This is a genomic window from Rothia mucilaginosa, assembly GCF_019334805.1.
GTDB classification, from domain to species: domain Bacteria; phylum Actinomycetota; class Actinomycetes; order Actinomycetales; family Micrococcaceae; genus Rothia; species Rothia mucilaginosa_C.
Genome location: NZ_CP079822.1, coordinates 104,686 through 128,865 on the forward strand (window position 1 = coordinate 104,686; position 24,180 = coordinate 128,865).

Annotated in this window: 21 protein-coding genes; 13 read left to right on the forward strand and 8 right to left on the reverse strand. The window is 60.9% G+C overall.

Annotated elements, in window-relative coordinates; all coding sequences use genetic code 11:
- The first annotated feature begins 164 nt into the window (after positions 1–164).
- From LPB405_RS00425 to LPB405_RS00435, 3 genes are read left to right on the forward strand one after another with little or no spacing between them, the layout of a single operon-like run.
- On the forward strand, positions 165–806 hold the full coding sequence (locus LPB405_RS00425; protein ID WP_219101467.1) for a biotin transporter BioY: 642 nt from the start codon (positions 165–167) through the stop codon (positions 804–806).
- 32 nt (positions 807–838) lie between these two features.
- A complete protein-coding gene (locus LPB405_RS00430) occupies positions 839–1,732 on the forward strand; it encodes an energy-coupling factor ABC transporter ATP-binding protein (protein WP_219101471.1) in 894 nt (297 codons plus the stop codon).
- A complete protein-coding gene (locus tag LPB405_RS00435; RefSeq protein WP_219101474.1) occupies positions 1,722–2,396 on the forward strand; it encodes an energy-coupling factor transporter transmembrane protein EcfT in 675 nt (224 codons plus the stop codon). The genes LPB405_RS00430 and LPB405_RS00435 overlap by 11 nt, the downstream gene beginning before the upstream one ends.
- Positions 2,397–2,476: 80 nt before the next feature.
- On the opposite strand, the gene LPB405_RS00440 is transcribed toward LPB405_RS00435, so the two are convergent.
- Complete coding sequence (locus LPB405_RS00440; protein ID WP_219101476.1) at positions 2,477–3,331, reverse strand: DUF4253 domain-containing protein; 855 nt, start codon at positions 3,329–3,331, stop codon at positions 2,477–2,479.
- A 540-nt stretch (positions 3,332–3,871) separates the two neighbouring features.
- Between LPB405_RS00440 and LPB405_RS00445 the strand changes: the two genes are divergently transcribed.
- Positions 3,872–4,372: an HD domain-containing protein gene (locus LPB405_RS00445; RefSeq protein ID WP_060824817.1), complete on the forward strand. Its 501-nt coding sequence runs from the start codon at positions 3,872–3,874 to the stop codon at positions 4,370–4,372.
- Positions 4,373–4,451: 79 nt separating this feature from the next.
- Here the strand turns inward: LPB405_RS00445 and LPB405_RS00450 are convergent, their stop codons facing one another.
- The 6 genes from LPB405_RS00450 to LPB405_RS00475 form a co-directional block, all read right to left on the reverse strand.
- A complete protein-coding gene (locus LPB405_RS00450) occupies positions 4,452–5,009 on the reverse strand; it encodes an Ltp family lipoprotein (RefSeq protein ID WP_219101478.1) in 558 nt (185 codons plus the stop codon).
- Positions 5,010–5,277: 268 nt separating this feature from the next.
- Complete coding sequence (locus LPB405_RS00455; RefSeq protein WP_005506103.1) at positions 5,278–5,607, reverse strand: metal-sulfur cluster assembly factor; 330 nt, start codon at positions 5,605–5,607, stop codon at positions 5,278–5,280.
- A 39-nt stretch (positions 5,608–5,646) separates the two neighbouring features.
- Positions 5,647–6,405, reverse strand: a complete 759-nt coding sequence (sufC, locus tag LPB405_RS00460; protein WP_005506105.1) for a Fe-S cluster assembly ATPase SufC — start codon at positions 6,403–6,405, stop codon at positions 5,647–5,649.
- A gap of 19 nt (positions 6,406–6,424) precedes the next feature.
- Positions 6,425–7,699 (reverse strand): Fe-S cluster assembly protein SufD, encoded by a 1,275-nt coding sequence (gene sufD / locus LPB405_RS00465; RefSeq protein ID WP_005506109.1) that lies wholly within the window; start codon positions 7,697–7,699, stop codon positions 6,425–6,427.
- On the reverse strand, positions 7,699–9,156 hold the full coding sequence (gene sufB / locus LPB405_RS00470; protein WP_060824821.1) for a Fe-S cluster assembly protein SufB: 1,458 nt from the start codon (positions 9,154–9,156) through the stop codon (positions 7,699–7,701). The genes sufD and sufB overlap by 1 nt, the downstream gene beginning before the upstream one ends.
- Positions 9,157–9,373: 217 nt before the next feature.
- Positions 9,374–10,252, reverse strand: coding sequence for a helix-turn-helix transcriptional regulator (locus LPB405_RS00475; protein WP_219101480.1), 879 nt, complete (start codon positions 10,250–10,252; stop codon positions 9,374–9,376).
- A 176-nt stretch (positions 10,253–10,428) separates the two neighbouring features.
- Here LPB405_RS00475 and LPB405_RS00480 point away from each other — a divergent pair, with 176 nt between their 5' ends.
- The 9 genes from LPB405_RS00480 (at position 10,429) to LPB405_RS00520 (ending at position 21,195) form a co-directional block, all read left to right on the forward strand.
- Positions 10,429–11,562: an ABC transporter ATP-binding protein gene (locus tag LPB405_RS00480; protein WP_219101482.1), complete on the forward strand. Its 1,134-nt coding sequence runs from the start codon at positions 10,429–10,431 to the stop codon at positions 11,560–11,562.
- Entirely contained in the window at positions 11,559–12,461 is a 903-nt protein-coding gene (locus LPB405_RS00485; RefSeq protein ID WP_012903578.1) for an ABC transporter permease, read from the forward strand. Before LPB405_RS00480 ends, LPB405_RS00485 begins: the two co-directional genes overlap by 4 nt.
- Before the next feature lie 703 nt (positions 12,462–13,164).
- The gene (tkt, locus tag LPB405_RS00490; RefSeq protein WP_219101484.1) at positions 13,165–15,267 is read left to right on the forward strand and encodes a transketolase; all 2,103 of its coding nucleotides are present in this window, start codon (positions 13,165–13,167) and stop codon (positions 15,265–15,267) included.
- 201 nt (positions 15,268–15,468) lie between these two features.
- Complete coding sequence (gene tal, locus LPB405_RS00495) at positions 15,469–16,569, forward strand: transaldolase (RefSeq protein WP_049354616.1); 1,101 nt, start codon at positions 15,469–15,471, stop codon at positions 16,567–16,569.
- A gap of 299 nt (positions 16,570–16,868) precedes the next feature.
- Positions 16,869–18,416: a glucose-6-phosphate dehydrogenase gene (zwf, locus tag LPB405_RS00500; protein ID WP_219101486.1), complete on the forward strand. Its 1,548-nt coding sequence runs from the start codon at positions 16,869–16,871 to the stop codon at positions 18,414–18,416.
- Positions 18,413–19,399: a glucose-6-phosphate dehydrogenase assembly protein OpcA gene (locus LPB405_RS00505; protein ID WP_049349677.1), complete on the forward strand. Its 987-nt coding sequence runs from the start codon at positions 18,413–18,415 to the stop codon at positions 19,397–19,399. Before zwf ends, LPB405_RS00505 begins: the two co-directional genes overlap by 4 nt.
- Positions 19,392–20,486, forward strand: coding sequence for a 6-phosphogluconolactonase (locus LPB405_RS00510; protein WP_219101488.1), 1,095 nt, complete (start codon positions 19,392–19,394; stop codon positions 20,484–20,486). Before LPB405_RS00505 ends, LPB405_RS00510 begins: the two co-directional genes overlap by 8 nt.
- A 120-nt stretch (positions 20,487–20,606) precedes the next feature.
- A complete protein-coding gene (locus LPB405_RS00515; RefSeq protein ID WP_083309920.1) occupies positions 20,607–20,858 on the forward strand; it encodes a toxin HicA in 252 nt (83 codons plus the stop codon).
- Positions 20,851–21,195, forward strand: coding sequence for a type II toxin-antitoxin system HicB family antitoxin (locus tag LPB405_RS00520; protein ID WP_070635253.1), 345 nt, complete (start codon positions 20,851–20,853; stop codon positions 21,193–21,195). Before LPB405_RS00515 ends, LPB405_RS00520 begins: the two co-directional genes overlap by 8 nt.
- A 114-nt stretch (positions 21,196–21,309) precedes the next feature.
- Here the strand turns inward: LPB405_RS00520 and LPB405_RS00525 are convergent, their stop codons facing one another.
- Positions 21,310–23,952 carry a hypothetical protein gene (locus LPB405_RS00525; protein WP_219101490.1) on the reverse strand — a complete coding sequence of 881 codons (2,643 nt, stop codon included), beginning with the start codon at positions 23,950–23,952 and terminating at the stop codon, positions 21,310–21,312.
- Positions 23,953–24,180 lie beyond the last annotated feature (228 nt).

Genomic DNA, 24,180 nt, shown 5'->3' on the forward strand with positions numbered 1-24,180 from the left:
TGTGGGGCACCTTTTGTTTTTGTGGCGTGAGGTGTACGATACATACCGGACACTATTTATAGAACATTGTTCAAAATTGGGTTGTGACAAGCACTCAACCACCGCTACCCTCAACTCCGCAGAAAAATCTGCGGAGAAATACGTACCAAAGGAGCACCACCCCAATGACCGATTCCGTGCGCGAATCAGCCCAGGCAACCCCGGCATCCCAGGCACCGCGCCGTAACGTAGCGGCAAAGACCTCGCTCGCCACCGACCTCTCCCTCATCGCAGTGTTCGCGGGCTTCATCGCCGCGCTCGCCATCATGCCCGCCGTCAGCTTGGGTGGCGTTGCGGTTCCCTTCACCTTCCAGACCCTCGGCATTTACATCACCGCTCAGGTGCTCGGCGGCAAGCGCGCCACCGCCTCCGTGGCACTGTACCTGCTGGTTGGTTTCGCGGGCCTGCCCATCTTCGCTAAGGGCGGCGCCGGCCTGGGTACGCTCGCCTCCCCGAGTGCCGGCTACCTGCTCGGCTTCTTGCCCTTCGCCGCTATTGCCGGTACCCTCGCCTACCTGTTCACCCGCAACACCCGTTCGGTGGGTGCGACCTTCCTCATGGCTCTGCTTGCGAACTTCTGCGGTTTTGTTGTTCTGACCGCCTGCGGTATCGCCGGTATGATGGTGAACGCCCACATGACTTTTGACGCCGCATTCAGTGCGGCAATGGTATTCGTTCCCTGGGATTTGGTGAAGTCCACGATCGCGGTTCTGGTTGGTTTGTCGGTACGCCGCGCCTTCCCGTCCCTGGCTTCTACCCAGCGTTAAAGGCACACAATGTGCCGCACGAGAGGATAGCTATGTTTTTTCGCCGCTCCACGCGCCAGCCTGCACCACAGCAGGTACAGGGCGAACAGGCGGTGAGCGCCTCTACCAGCATGCCCGCCCTTGAGCTTGAATCGGTGAGTGTTTTCACCGAGCTGCCCGAAGGCGGGCATCGCCGTATCCTCAAGGATGTGAGCCTGCGGTTCACGGCGAAGCGCACCGCGGTGCTCGGTCTGAACGGTAGCGGCAAGTCCACCCTACTGGGGCTTTTCAATGGGCTCACCCACCCGGATGAAGGTATTGTGCGCGTGAACGGTGTCGACACCCTGGAGGCGCCGAGCCGCAGCTCGAAGGGTGCGGGTGCTCGCGGTAATTCGCAGGGCGCTTTTGAGGGTGTGGGCATGCTCTTCGCCCAGCCGGAGGCGCAGCTGATTATGCCCACCGTTGCCGAGGATATTGACCTGAGCCTGCGCCGTGCCGCTGCCGTTGAAGGTAGTGCCCTCAGCGATGATCAGCGCCGCGAACGGATTCGTGAGCTGCTCCGTGAACGCGGCCTCGAACGTCTGGAGGACCAGAGCGTTTTCACCCTCTCAGGAGGCGAAAAGCAGCTGGTCGCTCTCACCAGCGTGCTGGCGGCGCGCCCGCAGATTCTTCTGCTCGATGAGCCGACTACCCTACTGGATTTGCGCAATCGCGCGCGGCTACTGAAGCATTTGGAGTCGCTGGATCAGATGCTGGTGCTCAGCACGCACGACCTGGATTTGGCGGCATCCTGCGATGAAGCCGTGATCATTCATGACGGCCGTTTGCTCGCTCAGGGGGACGCGGCGCAGCTGGTGCAACAGTACCGCACGTGGTGTGCCGAGGGGTTCCCCAACGAGGGCGCTACCGAAGGCCTGGATTCGTCAGGAGGCGTGCATGGGCGCTAACACGCCGCGCGTGAACCCTCGTCCCGCCTCCCAGGGCTCGGATTTCAACCCCGGTACCCTGCTGGTGGGTTTCTACCAGCCGTTGAACACGCCGGTGCATCGGGCGCCGCTGTGGCTCAAGGGCACGCTCTTCTTTGGGCTGTTCCTGCTGTTGGCGGTGACCGGCTGGCAGGTGGCGCTGGTGGCTTTGGTCGCATCCACGCTCTGCGCGTTGTGGGCCGGTGTGCCTGCTTCCCAGCTGTGGCTGGTGGTTCGCACGCTGTCTCTGCTGCTACTGATCATGGTCGCCTACTATGTGTTTACGGGGCAGTACGCCTCCGGCGCGGATGCTATCGCGACCATGCTGACGGCTTTCTACGCTTCCCGTACCCTGTTGGTGAGCACTCCCCTGCCGGTTCTGATTGACGGCTTTGTGAAGCTGTGTTCGCCGCTGCGTTTCGTGGGTCTTTCTCCCGAGCGTCTGGGTCTGCTGATTGCGTTGATGGTCCGGTCGATTCCGGCGCTCATGGACCGTTGGGGTGCGTTGCGCAGGGCGGCGGTGGCGCGTAATCTGCCCAAGCGCATGTATTGGCGGTTGCTGATTCCGTGGGTGGTGCAGGCGGTTGATTACGCGACGGCGACCGCTCGTGCTTTGCGGGCACGACACGTGGACGAGCTGAAATAGCGCAGATACGCGAGAGGGGCGGGGCGAACCGTGCAGGTTCACCCCGCCCCTTCGCTGTGCCTCGCCTAGCTTAGGCTGGTTTAGGGCGTTTCAATGAGGAGCGCTGCCGGGAGCTGCTCCCACCACAGGTACCAGTCGTGCTGGCCGTAGAGCGCCTCCACAAGCTTGTCGAAGCCGCGGTAGACACGCACCGGCATCGCCGAGGAAACCATCGTATGCTCAACCGCCAGGATCTCTGCGTCGCGGCGGGTCGTGACCGGTACAGGCGTGTAGAACTCGATAAAGTCCGAGGCAATAACAGCCGGGTAGGCGTCATCGCGTTCAAACCAGTAGCGGGCAATGGACAGCATCGCCTCGGGGCTGGGGCTGGAGTCCCACCCACCGAAAGGCAGGTATGCGAACACCCCGGAAGCATCCCACAGCGGCAGGTCCATGATGAGCAGTTCCGCGGCGCTGTCAATGTCGGTGGCTTTGACCTTCTCATTGATGATGCCCGCGGTCAGTTCGAAGGGGTACTCCGCTTTCAGCGGCATAGCGATATCGTCTTCACCGAGTTCGCCGTTTTCCATGAGGAGGCGGTAGGTCTGCAGGTAGGTGCTCTCGTTCAGGTGCCGGAACGCCTCGTGCGCGGCAACTTCTACACCGACTTGATCCAGGTAATAGTGATGGTCGGTGATGAGGTCGTGTGCATACCGCTCGACGGTGTCAGCGGTGATGTTCTGCACGGGCGTTGAAGTACGCAGGGAGACGTTATTCTCAATGGTTCCGAGCAGGGTCGGGTCGAGGGCAACCACGATGGGGGTTGTTCCCCGGTTCTTGCCCTCGTAAAGGTGTTCGAGGTATCGCCGGTTAAGTTCGGCTCGTGGGGCGCCGTGGCGGATTCGCTCGTGTGGGTAGGGATACAAGGCGACGAAGCGCTCATAGAGCTCTGCCATGGTGTTCTCCGATGTTTGGTTGCCCCCAGTTTATCGCGTATTTTCGCGCAAAAATACGGGTTTTTGAAGGTTTTGGCGGGGCACAGAGGGCAGGCGATTTTTTCGTTTGATGAGTGTGTATCGGTGTGTGCTAAACACGCTTAAACTGCCTTAGTGTTGGGCGGTTTGCACGCCGATTTTCGCTAGAAAAAGTTAGAAATTTTTCGCCACCATATGAGATTTTGGGCGAGTTACACCGGGCGGTACCAAAGGGTTCGGCGGACACTTTCGCGGAGGGGCGGGCGCCTCCTGAATGTCTGTTACCAACCGCAGATACACGGCAGAAAGGGCACCAAACCCACAATTTCAGAAGGAAAAACACCCTCTTTTCTTCTTCGGCGCGTCATATTTGACGTATTAGGGGTTTTTCGGGCGAGTTCCGTCACTGCCGCGTAGCTGCTGGAGTAAAGTGTTGGTACCAGCTACCACCCGTGCCGCGTTGGTACGGAAAACGCCGCTGGGACCATCAACTCGCAGGAGTTCAAACCAACGGAGGTTCTCATGTCGAATAACTACTACAAAGAGATGGTTCGCCTGGCAGACAGCATTGCTGATAAGGCGCATGAGGGGCAGACTGACCGTAACGGCTGGCCCTATATCTCCCACCCTCGCCGTGTGGCTCTTGGGGTGCGTAAGCTTGCTAGTGAGTTGGCTGCCGCAACTCACCCTGATATCTCTTTGGAGGAGCTGAAGGCTGAAGCGCAGATCGTGGCGCTGCTGCATGACACGGTGGAGGATACCGGCGTTTCTCTCGCTTTCTTGGCGCGTCATTTCTCGGCGCGTATTGTGGATGCGATTGAGGCTTTGACCCGCCGCCCGGGTGAGTCGCGTGAGTCGTATCTGAGCCGGGTGCGTGTGAATGATTTGGCTCGTCTGGTGAAGCTTGCCGATATTGCGGATAATACTGACCCGCAGCGTTTGGCTCTTCTGGAGGAACCGACTCGTACCTGCCTCATGATTAAGTACGAGCACTCGCTGAAGCTGCTGCACCTGAACGACTAGGTTCAAAGCTGACAATATAGAAGCCGCCCGGTATGGAATGTGTTCCATGCCGGGCGGCTTCTATGAATCATCTATTGAATTAGTTCAGGTGAGAGACTGCGTAATCAGCTTCTTCCTCAGTGAAACCTTCAAAAGAAGAAGTCAACTGAGAGCGGATTGCTTCAGGAGACATGTTCATAGTCTTCTGGTAGCTCTTTGCGCTCTCCAGGGCATTCGCGTTCCAGTCAGCCTTCATATTGTCTACAGCGTACTGAGCAGCCTCAGGAGAGAACTTTTCGAATTCGCTGGTGAGCTGGTCGTAGATACGCTGCTTGGACATGTGCATGGTGCGCGAGTACGATTCGGCCTTCTTCAATGCCGACTTGTACTCACTCGGTACACTATCGCTCTGCTTTGCATTAGACTCTGCCGCAGAGGAGTCTGCTGCAGCGGCAGGAGCATCCGTGGCAGCTGAGTCAGCAGCGGCAGAAGATGAGGGAGCGCTTACCGTGGTGGAGCTCTTAGAGCCGCCGCCCATCATCGAAGCGCAACCACCAAGAAGAACAAGAATAACGAGAGTGATAAACCACCAACGGAGATAAAAAGGCTTCTTCTTAACGTAGACAGAACCGTCAGCGGCAATAATCTTTTGTGCCATGATTTCCTTTCGGCATCCTCAAGCAACCATTGCATGAGAGCCTAATGTGATGTGAGTGTATGATTCACAAGGAAATATACTCGCCCCCCCCAAAGTCAAAGCGTCCTCATTGCTTTAGCAAAATGTATCCCATATCATCAAAAATTAATTTTTAATCTGGGATTAATACCACACAATCACCTCATTTGAAGCGCAGAAAAATACCCACCCGGTGCCGAAGGCATACACCTTCGGCACCGGGCGGGTACCTTATCTGCGAGTCAGGAGCTTAGATGTTGAAGCCCAGCGCGCGCATCATATCGCGGCCGTCCTCAGTAATACGCTCCGGGCCCCACGGCGGCATCCAAACCCAGTTCACACGCCAAGAATCAACCAGGTTATCCAGGTTGCTCTGAACCTGCTCCTCAATAACCTCCTGCAGCGGGCACGCCGCAGTGGTCAGAGTCAGGTCCAGAATGAGGGTTCCATCCTCATCCCAGCGCAGACCGTAGAGCAGACCGAGGTCAACAATATTGACGCCGAGCTCCGGGTCAATGACCTCCTTGAGGGCTTCCTCAATCTCTTCCTGAGGAACACGACCCTGCACAGTCTCAGTCATAGTTCTATCTTTCTGTCAGAATCCGGTCAGGGAAGAAGCTTACTTCTTACCTACGTAAGCTACGTAGCCCTCTTCTTCCAGGCGGTCAGCCAGCTCGGGGCCGCCCTGGTCAACCATCTTGCCGTCCACGAACACGTGCACGAACTGCGGCTTGATGTAGCGCAGGATGCGGGTGTAGTGGGTAATCAGCATGACGCCCATGTCGTTCTCGTCGTGCGCACGGTTAACGCCCTCAGACACGATCTTCAGTGCGTCAACGTCCAGACCGGAGTCGGTCTCGTCCAGGATGCCGAACTTGGGCTTGAGCAGCTCCAGCTGAAGGATCTCGTGGCGCTTCTTCTCACCACCGGAGAAGCCCTCGTTCACGTTACGTGCGATGAACGCGGGGTCAATCTCCAGGTTCTTCATGGCTTCCTTAACGTCCTTAGTCCAGGTACGCAGGGAGGGAGCCTTGCCGTCCACAGCGGTCTTAGCGGAACGCAGGAAGTTGGACATGGTCACACCGGGGATCTCAACCGGGTACTGCATAGCCAGGAACAGGCCTGCGCGTGCACGCTCGTCCACGCTCATCTCGGTGATGTCCTCACCGTCGAGCAGGATCTGACCGGAATCAACCTGGTACTTGGGGTGGCCAGCAATGGTGGAAGCCAGAGTGGACTTACCGGAACCGTTCGGGCCCATGATTGCGTGAATCTCGCCCGAGTTGATGGTCAGGTTAACGCCCTTCAGGATGGGCTTGGTGGTTTCGTCGTCGAGGATAACCGAGACGTGAAGGTCCTTGATTTCAAGAGTAGACATTGATTTCTCCTGGTAAAGCTTAGTTGTTGCTGAGGGCGAGCTCTGCCTCAAGGGCCTCGGTGAGCTGCTCTTCAAGTTCGGGAACACGAATCTGCTGAATGATCTCGTTCAGGAAGCCGCGCACGACCAGACGGCGTGCCTCAGCCTCCGGAATACCGCGAGCCTGCAGGTACCACAGGTGCTGCTCATCGAGCTGGCCGGTGGTGGATGCGTGGCCGGCGCCCTCAATCAGGCCGGTCTCAATCTCCAGGTTCGGCACGGAGTCGGCGCGGGGGCCAACTTCCAACAGCAGGTTACGGTTCAGCTCGTAGGTGTCGGTGCCTTCTGCATCCTTACCAATCAGAACGTCACCAACCCATACGGAGTGCGCACCCTTACCCTGCAGCGCGCCCTTGTAGGTCACGCGGGACTTGCAGTTGGGTACGGAGTGGTCCACGAACAGGCGGGACTCAATGTGCTGACCTGCGTCTACGAAGTACAGGCCGTACATTTCAGTCTCAGCGCCGGGAGCGGTGAACTTGGTGGAGGGGGTCACGCGCACCAGGTCGCCGCCGAGGGACACCACAACGTGCTTGAAGCGTGCATTGCGGCCCAGCTTAGCGTAGTGTGCGGAGGTGTGGATCGCGTCGTCAGCCCACTGCTGCACGGAAACAACGTTCAGCTCAGCCTCGTCGTTCACCACGAACTCAACGTTCTGTGCCAGGACGGTGGAGCCGGTGTGGCGCAGAACCACGACAGCCTTCGAGAAGGGCTTAGCCTCAATCACGATGTGCTGTGCGGCAGCCTCGTTGCCAGTGCCGGTGATGTCGATTTCCACGTGCTCAGCCAGTTCAGCTTCGGCGGGGATGGTCACCACGGTTGCTTCGGTGAAGCTGGACCACGCGTTCGCTGCCACACGGTCCTCGGGGATACCTGCGGAGCCGATGCGTGCATCCTCGCGAGAGACAGTCTCAACCTGAACCTGCTCGGGTGCAGTGATCTTCGGTGCCGGTGCGGTGCCGGTCAGCTTCTCCAGGTGCAGGCCGCCCAGACGCTTCAGCGGGGTGAAGCGCCAGTCCTCTTCACGACCGGTCAGGGGTGCGAAGTCTTCCACGTTGTAGGAGGTCTTACGCTCTGCACGGGATGCTTCGAGTACCTTCTGGACGTTGTTCGGGTTGGAGCCCTGGTGGTGTGCCTCGGTGGCGCGCATCAGGGTGTCATCGTGGGCGAACTCGGTGGCGAGCTTCTCGCCCTCCTGGTCCATGCCGGGGATGATCGGGGAGTGGTAACCCAGGGTTTCTTCGTTGGTCGGCATTAGCCCACAGATCCTTCCATCTGAAGTTCGATCAGGCGGTTCAGTTCGAGTGCGTACTCCATCGGCAGCTCGCGGGCGATAGGCTCAACGAAGCCGCGGACGATCATCGCCATTGCTTCTTCTTCGCTCAGGCCGCGCTGCATCAGGTAGAACAGCTGGTCCTCGGAGACGCGGGAAACGGTCGCCTCGTGACCCATGGTTACATCGTCCTCGCGGACATCCACGTAGGGGTAGGTGTCGGAGCGGGAGATGGTGTCCACCAGCAGTGCGTCACAGACCACGGAGGACTTGGAGTGCTTAGCGCCCTCACGAACCTGAACCAGGCCGCGGTATGCGCTACGGCCACCGTTACGTGCCACGGACTTGGACACAATGGTCGAGGAGGTGTTCGGTGCAATGTGAACCATCTTCGAGCCGGTGTCCTGGTGCTGACCCTCACCCGCGAATGCGATGGACAGGGTCTCACCCTTAGCGTGCTCGCCGACCATGTAAACAGCCGGGTACTTCTGGGTGACCTTGGAGCCGATGTTGCCGTCCACCCATTCCATGGTGGCGCCCTCGTGCGCAACCGCACGCTTGGTCACCAGGTTGTAGACGTTGTTCGACCAGTTCTGGATGGTGGTGTAGCGAACGCGTGCGTTCTTCTTCAGCACAATCTCAACCACTGCGGAGTGCAGGGAGTCGGACTTGTAGATGGGGGCGGTGCAGCCCTCAATGTAGTGAACGTAGGAGCCTTCGTCCGCGATGATCAGGGTGCGTTCGAACTGGCCCATGTTCTCGGTGTTAATGCGGAAGTACGCCTGCAGCGGGATCTCCACGTGAACTCCCGGGGGAACGTACACGAAGGAGCCACCGGACCATACGGCGGTGTTCAGTGCGGAGAACTTGTTGTCACCAATCGGAATGATGGAGCCGAAGTATTCCTTGAACAGTTCGGGGTATTCGCGCAGACCGGTGTCGGTGTCGACGAAGATCACGCCCTGCTTCTCCAGGTCCTCACGGATCTGGTGGTACACGACCTCAGACTCGTACTGTGCAGCCACACCCGCGACGAGGGAGTTACGCTCCGCCTCGGGAATACCCAGGCGCTCGTAGGTGGTGCGGATGTCCTCGGGCAGTTCCTCCCAAGAAGCCGCCTGGCCCTCGGTCGAACGCACGAAGTACTTGATGTTGTCGAAGTCGATTTCGGAAAGATCCGCACCCCAGGTGGGCATGGGCTTACGCTCGAAGAACTTCAGCGCCTTCAGACGCATATCCAGCATCCACTGGGGTTCGTTCTTCTTCGCAGAGATGTCGCGCACGACGTCCTCGTCCAGGCCGCGCTTTGCTACCTGGCCTGCTTCGTCGGAGTCTGCCCAACCGTACTCGTAGTTGCCAATGCCCTCGAGTTCGGGGTTCATCTCCAGGATCTCTGAAATGACGGTGTCGTTGGCGTTCTGCCCAACTTTCTCAGTCATTACGGCCTTTCTTCGATGGTTATTACATTTCTTGCCGCCACCTGCCGGTTGCAGGCGCGGTAGTTGAAGGGGCTGATGCCGCGCTCAACCACGATGCGTGATGCGGTGTACGCAGTGTGCTTGCGGTGTACACCGCGTGGTTGCGGGCGGATTTCAGCGTGCGGCTCGTACCCTTGACGGGTTCATCGGGGTGTGCCGCTGGGTACTGCGGTGATTGTTACGCGGAAGGTTCCTCCGAAGGTTTCCCTGCGGATTCTTCTGCGTTCTTCTCACTCTCGGCGGTGACACGGTTCAGGGGCACGTGCGTGGTACACACGTGAGCACCCGAAGCCATGGTTGAAAGCCTACGGACATCAACGCCGAGCAGGTCAGAAATAATCCCGGTTTCCTGCTCGCAGAACACTTGGAAGTCTCCAGCGAGGTCGCGTACCGGGCAGTGACCCTGACAGAGCTGAATACTTGCCAGGAAATGCTCGGGAACCGTTCGTCCTGCAGGAGGAGCGGTGACCTGCGCGGTCGCCACGAAACCGTCCTTGCTCATTGCCTCTGCGAGCGCCTGCGCTCGGGCTGCCACATCGTCACCGGCGGCTTCTACGACGGGTCGGTAGCGGGCTTCCATTTCTGCGGCGCGGGCGGAGGCGAAAGCTTCGAGGGCTTCCTGGCCGACCGTGTCGCGGAGCATTTGCAGGGCTTCTCGGGCGATGATGAGGTAGTCGTTGCCGAGGCGTTCGTGGCCCTGGGGGGCGATCACGTAGCGGCGGGCGGGTCGTCCGGCTCCGGCGCCGTGCTTTTTGATGGGCGCGACCTCGATCATGTTGTTGGATTCGAGGGCGTCGAGGTGGCGGCGTACCGCTGCGGGGGTGAGGCTGAGGAGTTCACCGAGGGTTGCTGCGGATACGGGGCCGTTGTTGAGGACTTCACGCAGGACGCGGTCCCTGGTGCGTTCTTCTGCCTCGGCTTTGCGCTTGGATGTGCGTGCCGCGGAGGACTTTGTACTGGAAGCACCAGTAGAGCCCGAGGCGGCGGTTCGGGTGCCGTTTCGGGTCTGCGCCTCGTTCGTTGAGACGCGCTGAGGGGTCTTATTCACGGAATACACAAATAAAGTATGTCCTAATTAGTTTTTCTTTGGCTAGTTAGGTACCCCTACTTGCTAACTTTTCTACCTTAGGGTGAACTTTTAAGTCGTAACAAGTGTGCCTTAAACGTGAGTTAGGGCATAAGATGAAGGGGGCACACACGCTCATTCATCGAAAAAATCGAAAGTGACTGTCTATGGAGACCACCACCGCGGGCCAGCAGGACCATCCCGGGCGTACATCCGCCACGCCAACGGCACACGCTGAGCACCACACGGAGCCCAGCGCCTCCCCCACCGCACGACGACGCATCATCACCGAAGAACCGGCGCTCAGCATTAAAGACCTCATCAAAGAGTTCAAACCCTCACGCGCCTTCCGCGCCAAGTACCCCGAACGGCTCACCGCCAGCGGGCTCTACCGCGCCGTCAACAAGGTCAACCTGCGCGTCTTCCCCGGTGAGGTGGTCGTCCTGCTCGGAGCTAACGGTGCCGGCAAAACCACGACCCTCGCCTGCGCCCAGGGTCTGCTCAAGCCCACCCGTGGTACCGTGCGCCTGCTCGGAGAAAACCCGCTACAGGCGGACCCGGAGCTGCGCGCCAAGGTCGGCATTATGCTCCAGGACGGCGGCCTGCCCAACGCCATGCACCCCATTCCGCTACTCGAGCACATCTCGACCATGTACACCGACCCGTACCCGGTCGAAGAGCTTGCAGAACGCCTCGGCATTGATGCTTTCAACGGCACCACGATTCGCCGCCTCTCGGGTGGTCAGAAGCAGCGTGTCTCCCTCGCCGCCGCCCTCATCGGCCGCCCGGACGTGCTCTTCCTCGACGAGCCTTCCGCAGGCCTGGATCCGCAATCCCGCAACGTCGTCTTCGACATCATTCGTGAACAGCGTGAACTCGGCACCGCAATCGTGCTCACCACGCACCTGATTGACGACGCGCAGAAGCTCGCCGACTACGTCTACATCATTGAAAACGGCACCACGGTTCAGGAAGGCACCGTCTCCGAGCTCATCGCCAGCGACGGCACGAACCGCCTGCAGTACACACTGGATGCACCCACCCCCACCCGTGAGCAACTGCTGCCCGCGCATCTGCGTGCCGGTGTGGAGCTCATCGAGAAGGTGCCCTACACCCCGACTCGTGACGGTGCGCCCTCCGTACCCGGCGAGTATGAGCTGGTCGGCGCACTGCGTCCCGAGCACCTGGCGGCGTTCACCTCCGCTCTCGCCGAGCGCTACCTCATGCCGATTTCTCTCACCATGGAACCGAAGACTCTTGAGGATGTCTTCCTCGACATTTCAGGACGTGATATCCGATGAGCAACACCGCACGCACCGAGAACAACCGGGCTGCAGAAAATCCGGTAGAAGAGAACCGCGCAGAGGGGATCCGAATGGAAGAACGTGCCGCGAACACCCGCCCCAAGGTCTCTTCTATTGATGAAGATGAGGAGTACATTCCCCCGCGCGCGAACTACCCGCTCGTGCGCGTGATTGAGCAGGGCCGCTACGAAACCATGGCGATGCTACGCAACGGCGAACAGCTGATGCTCAACATTATTTTCCCCGTCATGGCGCTCATTGCCCTGCGCTTCACCGGTCTGATCGATGAATACGCAAACTCGGTGGGGGTCTCCCGCATGGATGCGGCGGTCCCCGGCGTTCTGGCGCTCTGCGTGATTTCTACGGCGCTGTCCGGCCAGGGCATTGCCACCGGTTTTGATCGCCGCTACGGCGTGCTGCGGTTCCTGGCGACCACTCCCCTGGGCCGTAACGGCCTGATTATGGGCAAGTGCATTGCGGTGCTGGTGGTCGTGGCGATTCAGTTCACCCTGGTGGCGGTTCTGGGGTACGGCCTGGGGTGGCGCCCGGACGCTATCGCCGTCTCGCGCTCCATCATCACGATGATCATGGGTGCTGGCGCATTTACGGCGCTGGGCCTGCTCATTGCCGGTACGGTGCGCGCGGAGGCGACCCTCGCCATCGTGAATATTGCCTGGGTCATTCTTGCCGGTGCCGGCGGCGTGGTGTTCCCGTTGAAGTCCTTCCCCGACTGGTACGCCGGAATTGTGGCGTGGTCGCCCTCGGCGGCTCTGGGTGATGCGTTGCGCGGTAACTTCATTCAGCATCAGTGGCTTGCCGACCCGCACTGGGTCCTCATTGTGTGGACCGTGGTCATTGGGTTTGTTGCCTCACGTAAGTTCAAGTGGTCCGACTAGAGGCAGCACAAATACAGACAGTGCAAGCGCAGACAGTGCAAGAGCAGACAGAGCTTCTTCTCATCGCAAATTAAAAGACGGGCGCCGGATATGTTCCGATCATATCCGGCGCCCATACATATAACACAAACCTTTAGTCTCAACCACGCACAAAGTGCACGGTCCGAGACTAAAAGAAAGCACCCTCCTCCAGAACCTTTTATCTCACCACCACAGTAAGATAATCAACGGTTCTTACGCGGAGGAGGGGCTTCAATCACCGAGATGCAGACCGACCCAACCACTGTTTCGGTCTACAACCTTCCTGCTCAACCTTAACATGAGCTTCACCACTTACACAAAAATTGTTACGTTACTGAACAATATTCAGCGCATAGCTCAGAAACACAGCTCAAACGTGCACCGCGAAATCCGCGGAGCCCGCGTTGTAGCGTCGCTTTTTTCTCCATCTCAGCCCCGTATCACCCTGTGAATGTCTGCATTCACACACCGGATACTTCCGCCCAGTGAACTATCCTGTTAAAACGAAAGGGTCGAAACAAACCTCCAGGCTCCCCGCACCTACCGGGTACTTACCAAGGCACCTACCCGGGTACCTACCGGCGCGGGAATAAGCGCCCCCGAAGGCACGTTACACCCGATGAACAGCGCGCTAGCACACGCCTGCTGGCGCATCCACTCACGTTGTGAAAGGACACCCCACGTGGCAGAAAACCTCCAGTGGACAGAAACCGATCAGCGAGCCGTTGACACCGCCCGCATCCTTGCCGCCGACGCCGTGGAGAAGGTCGGCTCCGGCCACCCCGGCACCGCGATGAGCCTGGCCCCGGTCGCCTACCTGCTGTTCCAGAAGGTCATGAACCAGGACCCGGCCGACGACCGCTGGGAAGGCCGCGACCGCTTCATCCTGTCCCCCGGCCACACCTCCCTCACCCTGTACACTCAGCTGTTCCTCGGCGGCTACGGCCTCGAAATGAGCGACCTGGAAGCCCTGCGCACCTGGGGTGCCCTCACCCCCGGCCACCCCGAATACAAGCACACCAAGGGCGTAGAAATCACCACCGGCCCGCTCGGCCAGGGTCTGGCATCCGCCGTTGGCTTCGCCTACGCACAGCGTCGTATGCGCGGCATGTTCGACCCCGAGGCTGCCCCGGGCACCTCCCCCTTCGACCACCACGTCTACGTCATCGCCTCCGAGGGTGACGTGCAGGAGGGCGTGACCGCCGAGGCGTGCGCGCTCGCAGGTCACCAGGAGCTCGGCAACCTGATTGTCGTCTGGGACCGCAACCACATCTCCATTGAGGAAGACACCGACGTTGCCTTCACCGAGGACGTAGCAAAGCGCTACGAGTCCTACGGTTGGGATGTTCAGCGCGTGGACTGGACCCGCACCGGCGACTACGTTGAGGACGTCGCAGAACTGTACGCCGCTATTGAGCGCGCGAAGGCTGTCACCGACAAGCCTTCCTTCATTGAGCTGCGCACCATCATCGGCTACCCCGCCCCCACCAAGCAGAACACCGGCGCAGTGCACGGTTCCAAGCTCGGTGCTGAAGAGGTCGCCGCAACCAAGGAACTGCTCGGCTTCGACCCCGCCAAGAGCTTCTTCATCGAGGAGAACGTCCTGGCGCACACCCGCCAGCTTGTCGAGCGCGGCGCCGCAGCGCACAAGGCATGGGACGAAAAGTTCGAGGCATGGGCTAAGGCTAACCCCGAGCGCGCCGAACTGTACAAGCGCCTCGTCGCAGGCGAACTGCCCGCAGACTACAAGGCTGCCTTCCCCGTGTTCGAGGCTGGCACCTCCGTGGCAACCCGCGCGGCATCCGGCACCGTCATCAACGCTATCGCTGAGACCTTCCCCGAACTGTGGGGCGGCTCCGCTGACCTCGCCGGCTCGAACCTGACCACCATCAAGGGGGCGGATTCCTTCAACCCGGCATCGCGCAGCACCGAAGACTGGACCGGCAACCCCTACGGTCGCGTTCTGCACTTCGGTATTCGCGAGCAGGCTGCCGCAGCTATCGTGAACGGTATTGTGCTTTCCTCCCCGACCCGCGCGTTCTCGGGCACCTTCTTCGTGTTCTCCGACTACCAGCGCCCGGCTGTTCGCCTTTCCGCACTGATGGGCGTTCCCGCACTGTACGTGTGGACCCACGACTCCATCGGCGTGGGCGAGGACGGCCCCACCCACCAGCCGATTGAGCACCTCTCCTCCCTGCGCGCTATCCCCGGCTTCGACGTGGTTCGCCCCGCGGACGCTAACGAAACCGCCGTCGCATGGCGCACCATCCTGGAGAAGTCCGACCGCCCCGCAGGCCTCGTGCTCTCCCGCCAGAACCTGCCCGTCTGGGCTCGTGAAGACGTGCACGCAGACGCTGAGGGCGAGAAGTTCGCTTCCGCTGAGGGCACCGCACGCGGCGGCTACATCATGGCTGACACCGAGGGCACCCCGGACGTCATCCTGATCGCTACCGGCTCCGAGGTTGAGCTCGCCGTTCAGGCTCGCGCAACCCTCGCAGAGCAGGGCATCGCGGCTCGCGTGGTTTCCATGCCTTCGCGCGAGTGGTTCGCTGAGCAGGACGCAGAGTACCGCGAGTCGGTCCTGCCCTCCTCGGTTGCGGCACGCGTCTCCGTCGAGGCTGGCCTGGCAATGAGCTGGTACGACCTGCTCGGCACCGCCGGCCGCGCCGTGTCCATCGAGCACTTCGGTGCATCCGCCGATGCGAAGACCCTGTACCGCGAATTTGGTATCACCGCGGAGGCTGTCGTGGCCGCCGCTAAGGAATCCATCGACGCTGCCAAGTAAGCAGTAACAACGCCGCGGTAACTGCCGCGCACACTGCGCCCCCCCTCCTGTGCGGGCTCCTCTGTACGGGTGGGGTGCAGGCGCAACGGGTAGGCTCCGGCTGACCACTCAGCCGGAGCCTCCCGCCGCCCAGAAGATTTCACCGTTATCTAATTTTCAATTTCGATATTTCAATCTCGACAAAGAATCGAAGGTTTTCACATGTCTGAGTCCACTCAGAAGCTGTCCGACGCCGGTGTCTCCATCTGGCTTGACGACCTCTCCCGTGAGCGTCTGACCAGCGGCAACCTCGCCGAACTCATCAAGACCCACAACGTCGTCGGTGTGACCACCAACCCCACCATCTTCGCTGGCGCACTCTCCAAGGGCGCCGCATACGCCGAGCAGATGCGTGAGCTTGCCGCCGCCGGCGCAAGCGTTGAAGAAGCAGTGTTCGCCGCAACCTGCGACGACGTACGCAACGCCTGCGACGTGTTCGAACCCGTCTACAAGGCATCCAACGGTTTTGACGGCCGCGTCTCCATCGAGGTTGACCCCCGCCTGGCACGCGACGCAGAAGGCACCGCCAAGATGGCACGTGAACTCTACGAGCGCGTGGGCCGCGAAAACGTCATGATTAAGATCCCCGCAACCCAGGAAGGCCTGCGCCCCATCGCAGAAACCCTGGCTGCTGGCATCAGCGTGAACGTGACTCTGATCTTCTCCCTGACCCGCTACCGCGAGGTCATCAACGCCTACATGCTCGGCCTGGAGCAGGCGCTGGAGAACGGCAAGGACCTGTCCACCATCCACTCCGTCGCATCCTTCTTCGTCTCCCGCGTAGACACCGAAATTGATGCGCGCCTCGAAGCTGCCGGCGGCGACGCTGTACAGCTCAAGGGCAAGGCAGGCCTGGCAAACGCACGCCTCGCCTACGAGGTATTCGAGGAAATGTTCTCCTCCGAGCGTTGGGCACGCCTGCAGGCACACGGCGCGAACGTACAGCGTCCGCTGTGGGCATCCACCGGTGTGAAGGACCCCGCACTGCCCGATACCCTGTACGTGACCGGCCTGGTTGCACCCAACACCGTGAACACCATGCCCGAGGCAACCCTGAACGCTGTTGCCGACCACGGCGAAATCACCGGCAACACCATCGTGCCGAACTACTCCGAGTCCAACGAGGTTCTGGACGCTATCTCCGCTTACGTCTCCTACCCGGAGGTCGTGGAGAAGCTCGAGGTTGAGGGCCTGTCCAAGTTCGACGTCTCCTGGGAAGAGCTGCTGCAGACCGTCCGCGAGGCACTCGAGCAGGCCAAGTAGCCGTACCCTACGTAGCCGCCGAACTATAGCGCGGCGCTAACCGCTGTCGGTGTGCACCGCCCGATGCGCACCGCGGCACCGCACCCTAATCCGCCGGGATTTTCGCCAGGGTTCCCGCCCGAGCTTCACCACTCAGGTCGCCCCAGGGAATCTCGGCGGGTTAGGTGCCCCTCATATCATTCCGTCAAAACCGGTACAATACAGGGTACACACCTTCCAGAATGCGGCATCGCCTCCGCGCGAATAAGGTACGAACCGCGCGCCGCACGAACCAACCAAGGCAATCAAAGGAATATATTGTGACTAACGGTCATGAAGCGAACCCCCTCAGGGACACTCGCGACCGCCGCATTACCCGCATTGCGGGGCCGTCCGCGCTCGTCTTCTTTGGCGTAACCGGTGACCTGGCCCGCAAGAAGCTGCTTCCGGCAGTGTATGACCTCATGAACCGCGGTTTGCTCCCCCCGAGCTTCGGCCTTGTCGGCTTCGGCCGCCGCCCCTGGAGCGATGACGATTTCCGCTCCTACGTACGCGAATCCGTTGAAGCACACGCCCGTACCCCCTTCCGCGAAGACGTATGGAACCAGTTCCAGCAGGGCATGCGATTCGTCGTAGGTGCCTTTGACGACGACGCAGCCTATGAACAGCTCAAGAGCACCCTTGCCGAACTCGACGAGCGTGGCGCTCACGGCAACCACGCCTTCTACCTCTCCATCCCCCCGAAGGCATTCGAGCAGGTCCTCACCAAGCTCGCCGAACACGACCTCGCATCCCGCGATAACGACACCGTCAACCCCGTCGACGGTTGGCGCCGCGTGGTCATTGAGAAGCCCTTCGGTCACAACCTTGAAAGCGCACGCGAACTGAACTCCATCGTGGAGGCAGTCTTCCCGCCCGACGCAGTGTTCCGCATCGACCACTACCTGGGCAAGGAAACCGTTCAGAACATCCTGGCGATGCGTTTCTCCAACCAGATGTTCGAACCGCTCTGGAACTCCAACTACGTTGACCACGTCCAGATCACCATGGCAGAAGACATCGGCATCGGCTCCCGCGCAGGCTACTACGACGGCGTGGGTGCGGCCCGCGACGTCATCCAGAACCACCTGCTGCAGCTGCTCGCCCTCACCGCCATGGAAGAGCCCCTCAGCCTCGACGCCAAGCACCTGCGTGCCGAAAAGGCTAAGGTCCTCGAAGCAGTCCGCATCGACGACCTGCCGAACTCCTTCGCCCTCGGCCAGTACGCCGCAGGCTACCAGGGCGGCGAGCACGTCAACGGCTTCTTCGACGAAAACGACATCCCCGCAGACTCCCGCACCGAAACCTTCGCAGCGCTGAAGGTGTCCATCGCAAACCGCCGCTGGGAAGGCACCCCCTTCTACCTGCGCGCCGGCAAGCGCCTGGGCCGCCGAGTCACCGAAATCGCCGTGGTCTTGAAGAAGTCCTCCGACCGTCTCTTCGGCGAACGTGAAAACCCGCAGGTCGGCCAGAACGCCATCGTCATCCGCGTGCAGCCCGATGAAGGCATGACCATCCGATTCTCCGCGAAGGTGCCCGGCACCCAGATGGAAATCCGCGACGTCAACATGGACTTCGGCTACGGCCACTCCTTCACCGAAGAGTCCCCCGAAGCCTACGAGCGTCTCATCCTGGACGTTCTGCTCGGCGAGCCGCCGCTGTTCCCCCGCCACGAAGAAGTTGAGCTCTCCTGGAAGATCCTCGACCCCTTCGAAGAGTACTGGGAAGAAAACCGCATTAAGCCTGAACCCTACGAATCCGGTTCGTGGGGTCCGCGTTCAGCACACGAGATGCTTGAGCGTGACAACCGCGCTTGGAGGCGCCCGTGATCTCGCACCTGCATAACACCACCGTTTCCGCTATCAACAAGGAACTGAGCCACCTGACTGCCGCCAACGGTAGCCTCAGCAGCGGACGAGTTCTCACCCTCGTTGTTCTCGCGGAAAAGGGCCACTCCCGCGAAGCAATGCGCGCCGCAATTCGTGCCTCCCACGAACACCCGAGCCGCATTATTGTGCACATCTCCCACGACCCGCTCGACCCCGACCAGCTGGATGCAGAAATCCACCTCGGCGGCGACACCGGCGCATCCGAGATGATTGTTCTGCGCGGCTGGGGTAGCGCATCCCGCCCGACCGAAGCACTGATCTCCGGTCTGCTGCTGCCTGATTCCCCCATTGTGGTCTGGTGGCCACACTCGGTTCCGGAGAACCCAGCACAGCACTCCATCGGTCGTATCGCTCAGCGTCGTATCACCGATTCTGCACGCGCTGAGGACCCGAAGGAGGCCCTCAAGCACCTCGCCGAGGTGTACCGCGCCGGCGACACCGACCTGGCGTGGACCCGCCTCACCCTGTGGCGCACCCAGCTGGCAGCGCTCATGGAGCAGATGCCCTCCTCCCCCGTACGCCGCGTGGTTGTGTGGGGTTCGAGCAAGTCCCCGTCCGTGGTGCTGCTCGGTACGTGGCTCGGCTGGAAGCTTGAAGCGCCCGTACACCTCGCCACCATTGGCGCGGCAAACCGCGGCCTGTACCGCGTCAGCATTGAGCGTGAAGACGGTTCCGTGACGATGTTCCGCCCCGGCATTTCCGTGGCAACCATCTCCACCCCGTACGCACCCGACCAGCAGATTGCGCTGCCGGTGCGTACCCTCGCCGAGTGCATCTCTGAGGAGTTGCGCCGCCTTGACCCGGACGACACCTACGGTGACGTGCTGAAGCAGGCGCTGCGCACTGTAACCCTTGTGGACGATACCTGCCAGCCTGAAGACATGCTGGATCTCGAAGAATACCCGGAGGTTTTCGATGCCTAAGATTCAGAACATGGGCGCATCCACCCCTACCCTGGTGGCGCACCCGACCCGCGAGACTCTCGCAGCGGACGCGGTGACCCGCATCCTCGACATCATTGAGCACGTGCTCTCTGAGCGCACCATCGCCCACATTTCGCTGACCGGCGGCACGATGGGTATCGCTACCTTGAAGGCGTGGGCTGAGAACGAGCGTGTGAAGGATATCGACTGGTCCCGCGTGCACTTCTGGTTCTCCGATGAGCGTTACGTGCCCGAGCGTAGCCCCGAACGTAATGACGGTCAGGCTATTGAGGCGCTGCTCGCTCCCCTGCTGTCGCACGGCCTGGTTGTGGGCAATGTGCACCGTATGGGTCCGTCCGATATTTTCACCGGTCTTGAGGCTGCTGCTGAGCACTACGCTTTCGAGATGCGCGACTACGCCGGTTCCGCACCGGCTGTGAGCGTGCAGATGCCTGAGGGCGCAACCGAACTGCCGCTGGCTGGCGGTCACGGTGGCGGCGCAGGTCACGAGCACGGCGGCTCCGGCGGTTGTGGTTGCGGTGGCGGCGGTTGCGGTTCTTCTGCACCCGAGCAGTCCATCGAAGAGACCACCCTGGACGAATTTGACGCTGAGGCTACTGAGCCCGCAGGTGGTTGTGGATGCGGCGGCGGAGGCTGCGGTGGTGGCGGTGGCGGCCAGTGGCCCGCACCGGTCTTTGACATCACCCTGCTGGGCATGGGCCCGGACGGTCATATTGCTTCCCTGTTCCCGGGCCGTAAGCAGGTTCTGCTGGGTACCGGCCTGCCGGAGGATCCGGTTGAGGGCGGTAAGGCTGTGACCGTGATGGTGTCCGATTCGCCGAAGCCGCCGGCTGAGCGCGTGTCGGTGACCCTGCCGATTATCAATAATTCGCGTCACGTGTTCTTCCTCATCACCGGTGAGGATAAGCAGGATGCGACCAGCCGCCTTCTGGCTGGCGCGAAGCTGGACGCTGAGGATCTGAACGCTCAGCTGCTGCTGGAAACCCCGGCGGTGGGTGCGCGCGGTAAGAAGCAGACCCTGATTTTTGCAACCGAGGAGTCGCTGGCTCCTGAGAACCGCCCGTAAGGTTCGGTTCTGAACTGCACCAAGATAAAGAGTGGAGCCCCGGATAGTTTCGACTATTCGGGGCTTTTCTCTATGGTTTTAAACCAGCCCGAAATGGTACCAGAAGTGGTACTATAAAGTATGCCGAGTATTGAAGATTTAGTCGCGAAGATGGCTACCAGCCCTCAAAACGTTACTTTCACTCAACTTCAAAAGGTATGCACCCATTTCTTTGGAGCGCCGCGTATCCGCGGATCTCACCACTACTACAGCACGCCCTGGCATGGTGACCCTATTGTCAACATTCAACAGGGAAACTCTGGTAAAGCAAAGAAATACCAAGTCAAGCAGGCTCTAGCAGCCATTCGAAAACTGGAGAATAACGATGACTAATACTCTCCCCCGCCAGGAGCTCTACACCTACCGCGTCGAGTGGTCTGAAGACGACCAGGAATTCGTCGGAACCGTCGCCGAATTTCCCAGCCTCTCATACCTGGCCCCAACCTCTACCGAGGCATTCGCAGGTATCCGAGAAGTCGTCGCCGACACCCTCGAAATTCTTGAAGAAGACGGCCGCGAGGCACCCGAACCGTTCTCTCTGCGTTCCTTCTCAGGACGATTCAACTTGCGTGTTTCACCGCAATTGCATCGTCGTCTGGTTCAGCAGGCAGCGCTTTCTCACCAGAGCCTGAACCAGTACGTGAGCCAACAGCTCGAAGCGGTCGCCTAAGTAAGCCAGCATGTCTTCATCATCCAACGAAGATTCCAAAATGTTATGACATGACAAAAGAGTGGAGCCCCGGATAGTTTCGACTATCCGGGGCTCCACTCTTGCTACGCCCGCCTACTGTTCAGTAGCGGCAGGATTCTGCGGCTCTTGTTCCTCCGAAGATTCATCCGCCTCAAAGCCCACGTACAGTGCCGCCAGCGACGGAACCGTCGCCTCCAGCACTTGCTGCGCCTCCTCGGGGCTCGGGGTGAGCTTCGCGCCGGTCAGCTGCAGGTACTCGCGCACCGTCATGGGCTGCGCCCAGTCAAAGTGCTCACGCACGGCGGTGATGTTCGCGCCAGACTGCAACACGTTAATGCCGTGGGCAAGACCAATATCCGTCACCTTCACGATGGCGTCGGTCTCCTCCGGGATGTCGTACGGGTCGCGGTTCTGCAGGTCCACGATGAACGGCAGCACACCGCGGCTCTCAGCGCGCAAGGTGAACTTGGTGTGCACCTGGCTCACCTCATGCACCTCACCCACACCTACGGCGGGCACCACCATGAAGCCCGCCTGCAGGTCGTTCACCGCGGCCAGGGTGTGTGCCTCCCCGAAGCCGGAGTACAGCTGCACCACCGGCACGAGGTAGCACACCTCCGCCTTGAGCGCCTTGCGAGCCTCAATGTCGATGTACTCCCAGGCGCCGCCGGTACCGTCCGTAATGTCGCCGGAGTGGTGCGCGTAAATGGCGCCCTGGCTGTTTTTCACGGTCTGCGACCAGTAGCTGATCTTGTCCATGTAGTTGCCTTCGGCGTCGAACATCATCAGCGACAGGTCAATGTCCACGCCCTCATCCCAGAAGCAGAAGAGGCGAATCACGCCGGTGGGCGGCAGGTGCACCGTGGAGGTGTTGTAGCGGCCCATACCGTCCAGGGAGGGGCGGGCACTGCGTGTGTTCAGCGGCATGATCGTATCACCCACCTGCTCGGGCAGGTAGATGCTGGTCTCGGCAAGACGGCCGGACAGGCCAATCTCGACCAGGCGCTCCAGCAGGTCCAGCACGACCGGGCTGTACTCGCGCGCCGGAATCATGGTGGCGATACCGGTCTTGGACAGGTTCATGCGCTGCGGGGCGGCAGGCTGAGTCTTCTGAGCGGACGCCGCGCGGCGCTCCTCGCGCTGGCTCGCGGCAGGTTCGGAACCGACCGGGATAGAAGGCAGCGGGTTCTCCGGGCCGGAATTATCCCCGAAGAACGAGCCCAGCGGGTTCGGGATGCCCGCGTTCTGCATGATGTTCTGAACCCTCGCGACGCCCTCCGGGTTGCGGCGCGCGTAGTCGGCGAGCTCCCGGTCCTCCTGCACCGCCACTGGGTTGGCGGGGCGCTCCTTCGGCGGGTTCGCGAGCGCATTACGCTGCAGGGCCACCAGGTTACGAATCTGGACCAGAATGGGCGCGGAAACACGCGGCGCCACGGCGGCAAACGCGTCAAAGATGACCTGCTGGCCGGGGCTCGGCGTGGTATCAATGCCGTAGCGGGGCGCTTCGAAAGCATCCAGGGCGCGCACCAGCTGGCGTGCAAACACGCCGGGACGGGTCGAGAGCAGACGTGCCACGTTCTGCGCATCCCGGGTTGCGTAGGCGCGGTCCACCAGCGACTCGAAGCTGTACACCTCGCCGCGGTACAGGTCGTCAGCCCAGCGGCTCAGCGCGGTCAGTGACGGGTAGTCGCCGGGGTGAACCGCCTTGACGAGGCGCTTGTACATTTCGGCGGCGGGTGCGCTGTCGTAGCGGGCACCGACCGGGTCAGCTTCCAGCACCCGGTTGAGCAGGTGCGCGATGCGGGTGCGTTCGCTACGGCGCAGCTTCAGGCGCGGCGCGGTGCTCAGGCTCAGATCCCCCACCGTGCCGTTGAAACGCAGACGCGAGTAGGCGGCGGCGAGGGCGAGCGCCTCCTTCATGGTGCGCAAGTGCTCAGCGTCTTCGGGGTGCAGGCAGGCGGCGATGAACACGCGGTTTTCGCGGCTGGTGTTCTCCGGTCGGGCAGCCGGCAGTGCGTCATGCTGGGCGAGGAAACGGCGCAACGCCACAAGGTCGCGCTGGTCGGTCTGGTTGTACGCCTGCTGCTGACCGAGCAGCTGCTGGTAGAGGGCACCCGCCATGATCAGGGCGTTCTGCACGCCGCTGACCATCTGCAGGGGTCGGCGGTTGCGTTCCATGCTGGTGAAGTTGGAGCGGCTCATCGGCTGCTGCCACTCGTAGGGCACGTAGTTCTCGGGCAGGCCGCCAAGGATTCGCTCGGTGCCGTCCGGGTTGTAGTACGGGTTGGAGAGGTAGTGCATGATCTGCTCGGTGTAACGCTGCTCGTCGCTGAGCGTCAGGGCGCGCAGATCAAAGTCGCGGCGGAACACGCGGCCGGGGCGGTACCCGTATTCGTAGGACCAGATGGTCGCGAACAGGGCAAACTCGTTGGCGCTGGCACGTAGCGCCTGGGCGAGGGACTCGTCGCTGAGGGTCAGACCGCAATCGCTCAGGAAGGACACTCGCCCCAGGTCGGTGTCGAATACGCCGGAGTGGTGCCGCTCATTAATGCTCGAGAAGTCCGAGCGGTAGTAGGGGCCGTACAGGTCGGTGAAGACGTACACGCCGTAGCGGCGCATCAGGATGAGGCGCACGAGGGGGCTGAGGCCCTCGGGCGCTTCGCCGTGAAGGTACGCAGATTCGTTGAGATAGGGTGATTCTTGCAGGTAGGGGGATGCGTCGTAGGGAGTAGTCACGGGTCGTCCTTTCCGTTGGTCTCACCCGACTGTCACCGTCGGTGGTGGTCTATTTTCTTATCGTAGCGGCGTGGGTGCGAGTTGTCGCTGGGTTTGGTCATCGGTGACCTGGGGGCGCTTAGCTCATTAGCTCGGGGCTTCGGTGGTGCCCAGTTCATGGGCGGTGCCCGGTCTATGCGGGACGGAAGTTAAAAGAAAAATGGCGGGAAGCGAAGAATCCGACAAATA

Coding starts and splice junctions, on each gene's coding strand:
- tal (WP_049354616.1), top strand. CDS start 15,469: ATGTCTGAGTCCACTCAGAAGCTGTCCGACGCCGGTGTCTCCATCTGG.
- LPB405_RS00435 (WP_219101474.1), top strand. CDS start 1,722: ATGGGCGCTAACACGCCGCGCGTGAACCCTCGTCCCGCCTCCCAGGGC.
- LPB405_RS00520 (WP_070635253.1), top strand. CDS start 20,851: ATGACTAATACTCTCCCCCGCCAGGAGCTCTACACCTACCGCGTCGAG.
- LPB405_RS00515 (WP_083309920.1), top strand. CDS start 20,607: ATGCCGAGTATTGAAGATTTAGTCGCGAAGATGGCTACCAGCCCTCAA.
- sufD (WP_005506109.1), bottom strand. CDS start 7,699: ATGCCGACCAACGAAGAAACCCTGGGTTACCACTCCCCGATCATCCCC.
- LPB405_RS00440 (WP_219101476.1), bottom strand. CDS start 3,331: ATGGCAGAGCTCTATGAGCGCTTCGTCGCCTTGTATCCCTACCCACAC.
- LPB405_RS00455 (WP_005506103.1), bottom strand. CDS start 5,607: ATGACTGAGACTGTGCAGGGTCGTGTTCCTCAGGAAGAGATTGAGGAA.
- LPB405_RS00510 (WP_219101488.1), top strand. CDS start 19,392: ATGCCTAAGATTCAGAACATGGGCGCATCCACCCCTACCCTGGTGGCG.
- LPB405_RS00480 (WP_219101482.1), top strand. CDS start 10,429: ATGGAGACCACCACCGCGGGCCAGCAGGACCATCCCGGGCGTACATCC.
- LPB405_RS00450 (WP_219101478.1), bottom strand. CDS start 5,009: ATGGCACAAAAGATTATTGCCGCTGACGGTTCTGTCTACGTTAAGAAG.
- LPB405_RS00430 (WP_219101471.1), top strand. CDS start 839: ATGTTTTTTCGCCGCTCCACGCGCCAGCCTGCACCACAGCAGGTACAG.
- LPB405_RS00425 (WP_219101467.1), top strand. CDS start 165: ATGACCGATTCCGTGCGCGAATCAGCCCAGGCAACCCCGGCATCCCAG.
- LPB405_RS00445 (WP_060824817.1), top strand. CDS start 3,872: ATGTCGAATAACTACTACAAAGAGATGGTTCGCCTGGCAGACAGCATT.
- sufB (WP_060824821.1), bottom strand. CDS start 9,156: ATGACTGAGAAAGTTGGGCAGAACGCCAACGACACCGTCATTTCAGAG.
- sufC (WP_005506105.1), bottom strand. CDS start 6,405: ATGTCTACTCTTGAAATCAAGGACCTTCACGTCTCGGTTATCCTCGAC.
- LPB405_RS00485 (WP_012903578.1), top strand. CDS start 11,559: ATGAGCAACACCGCACGCACCGAGAACAACCGGGCTGCAGAAAATCCG.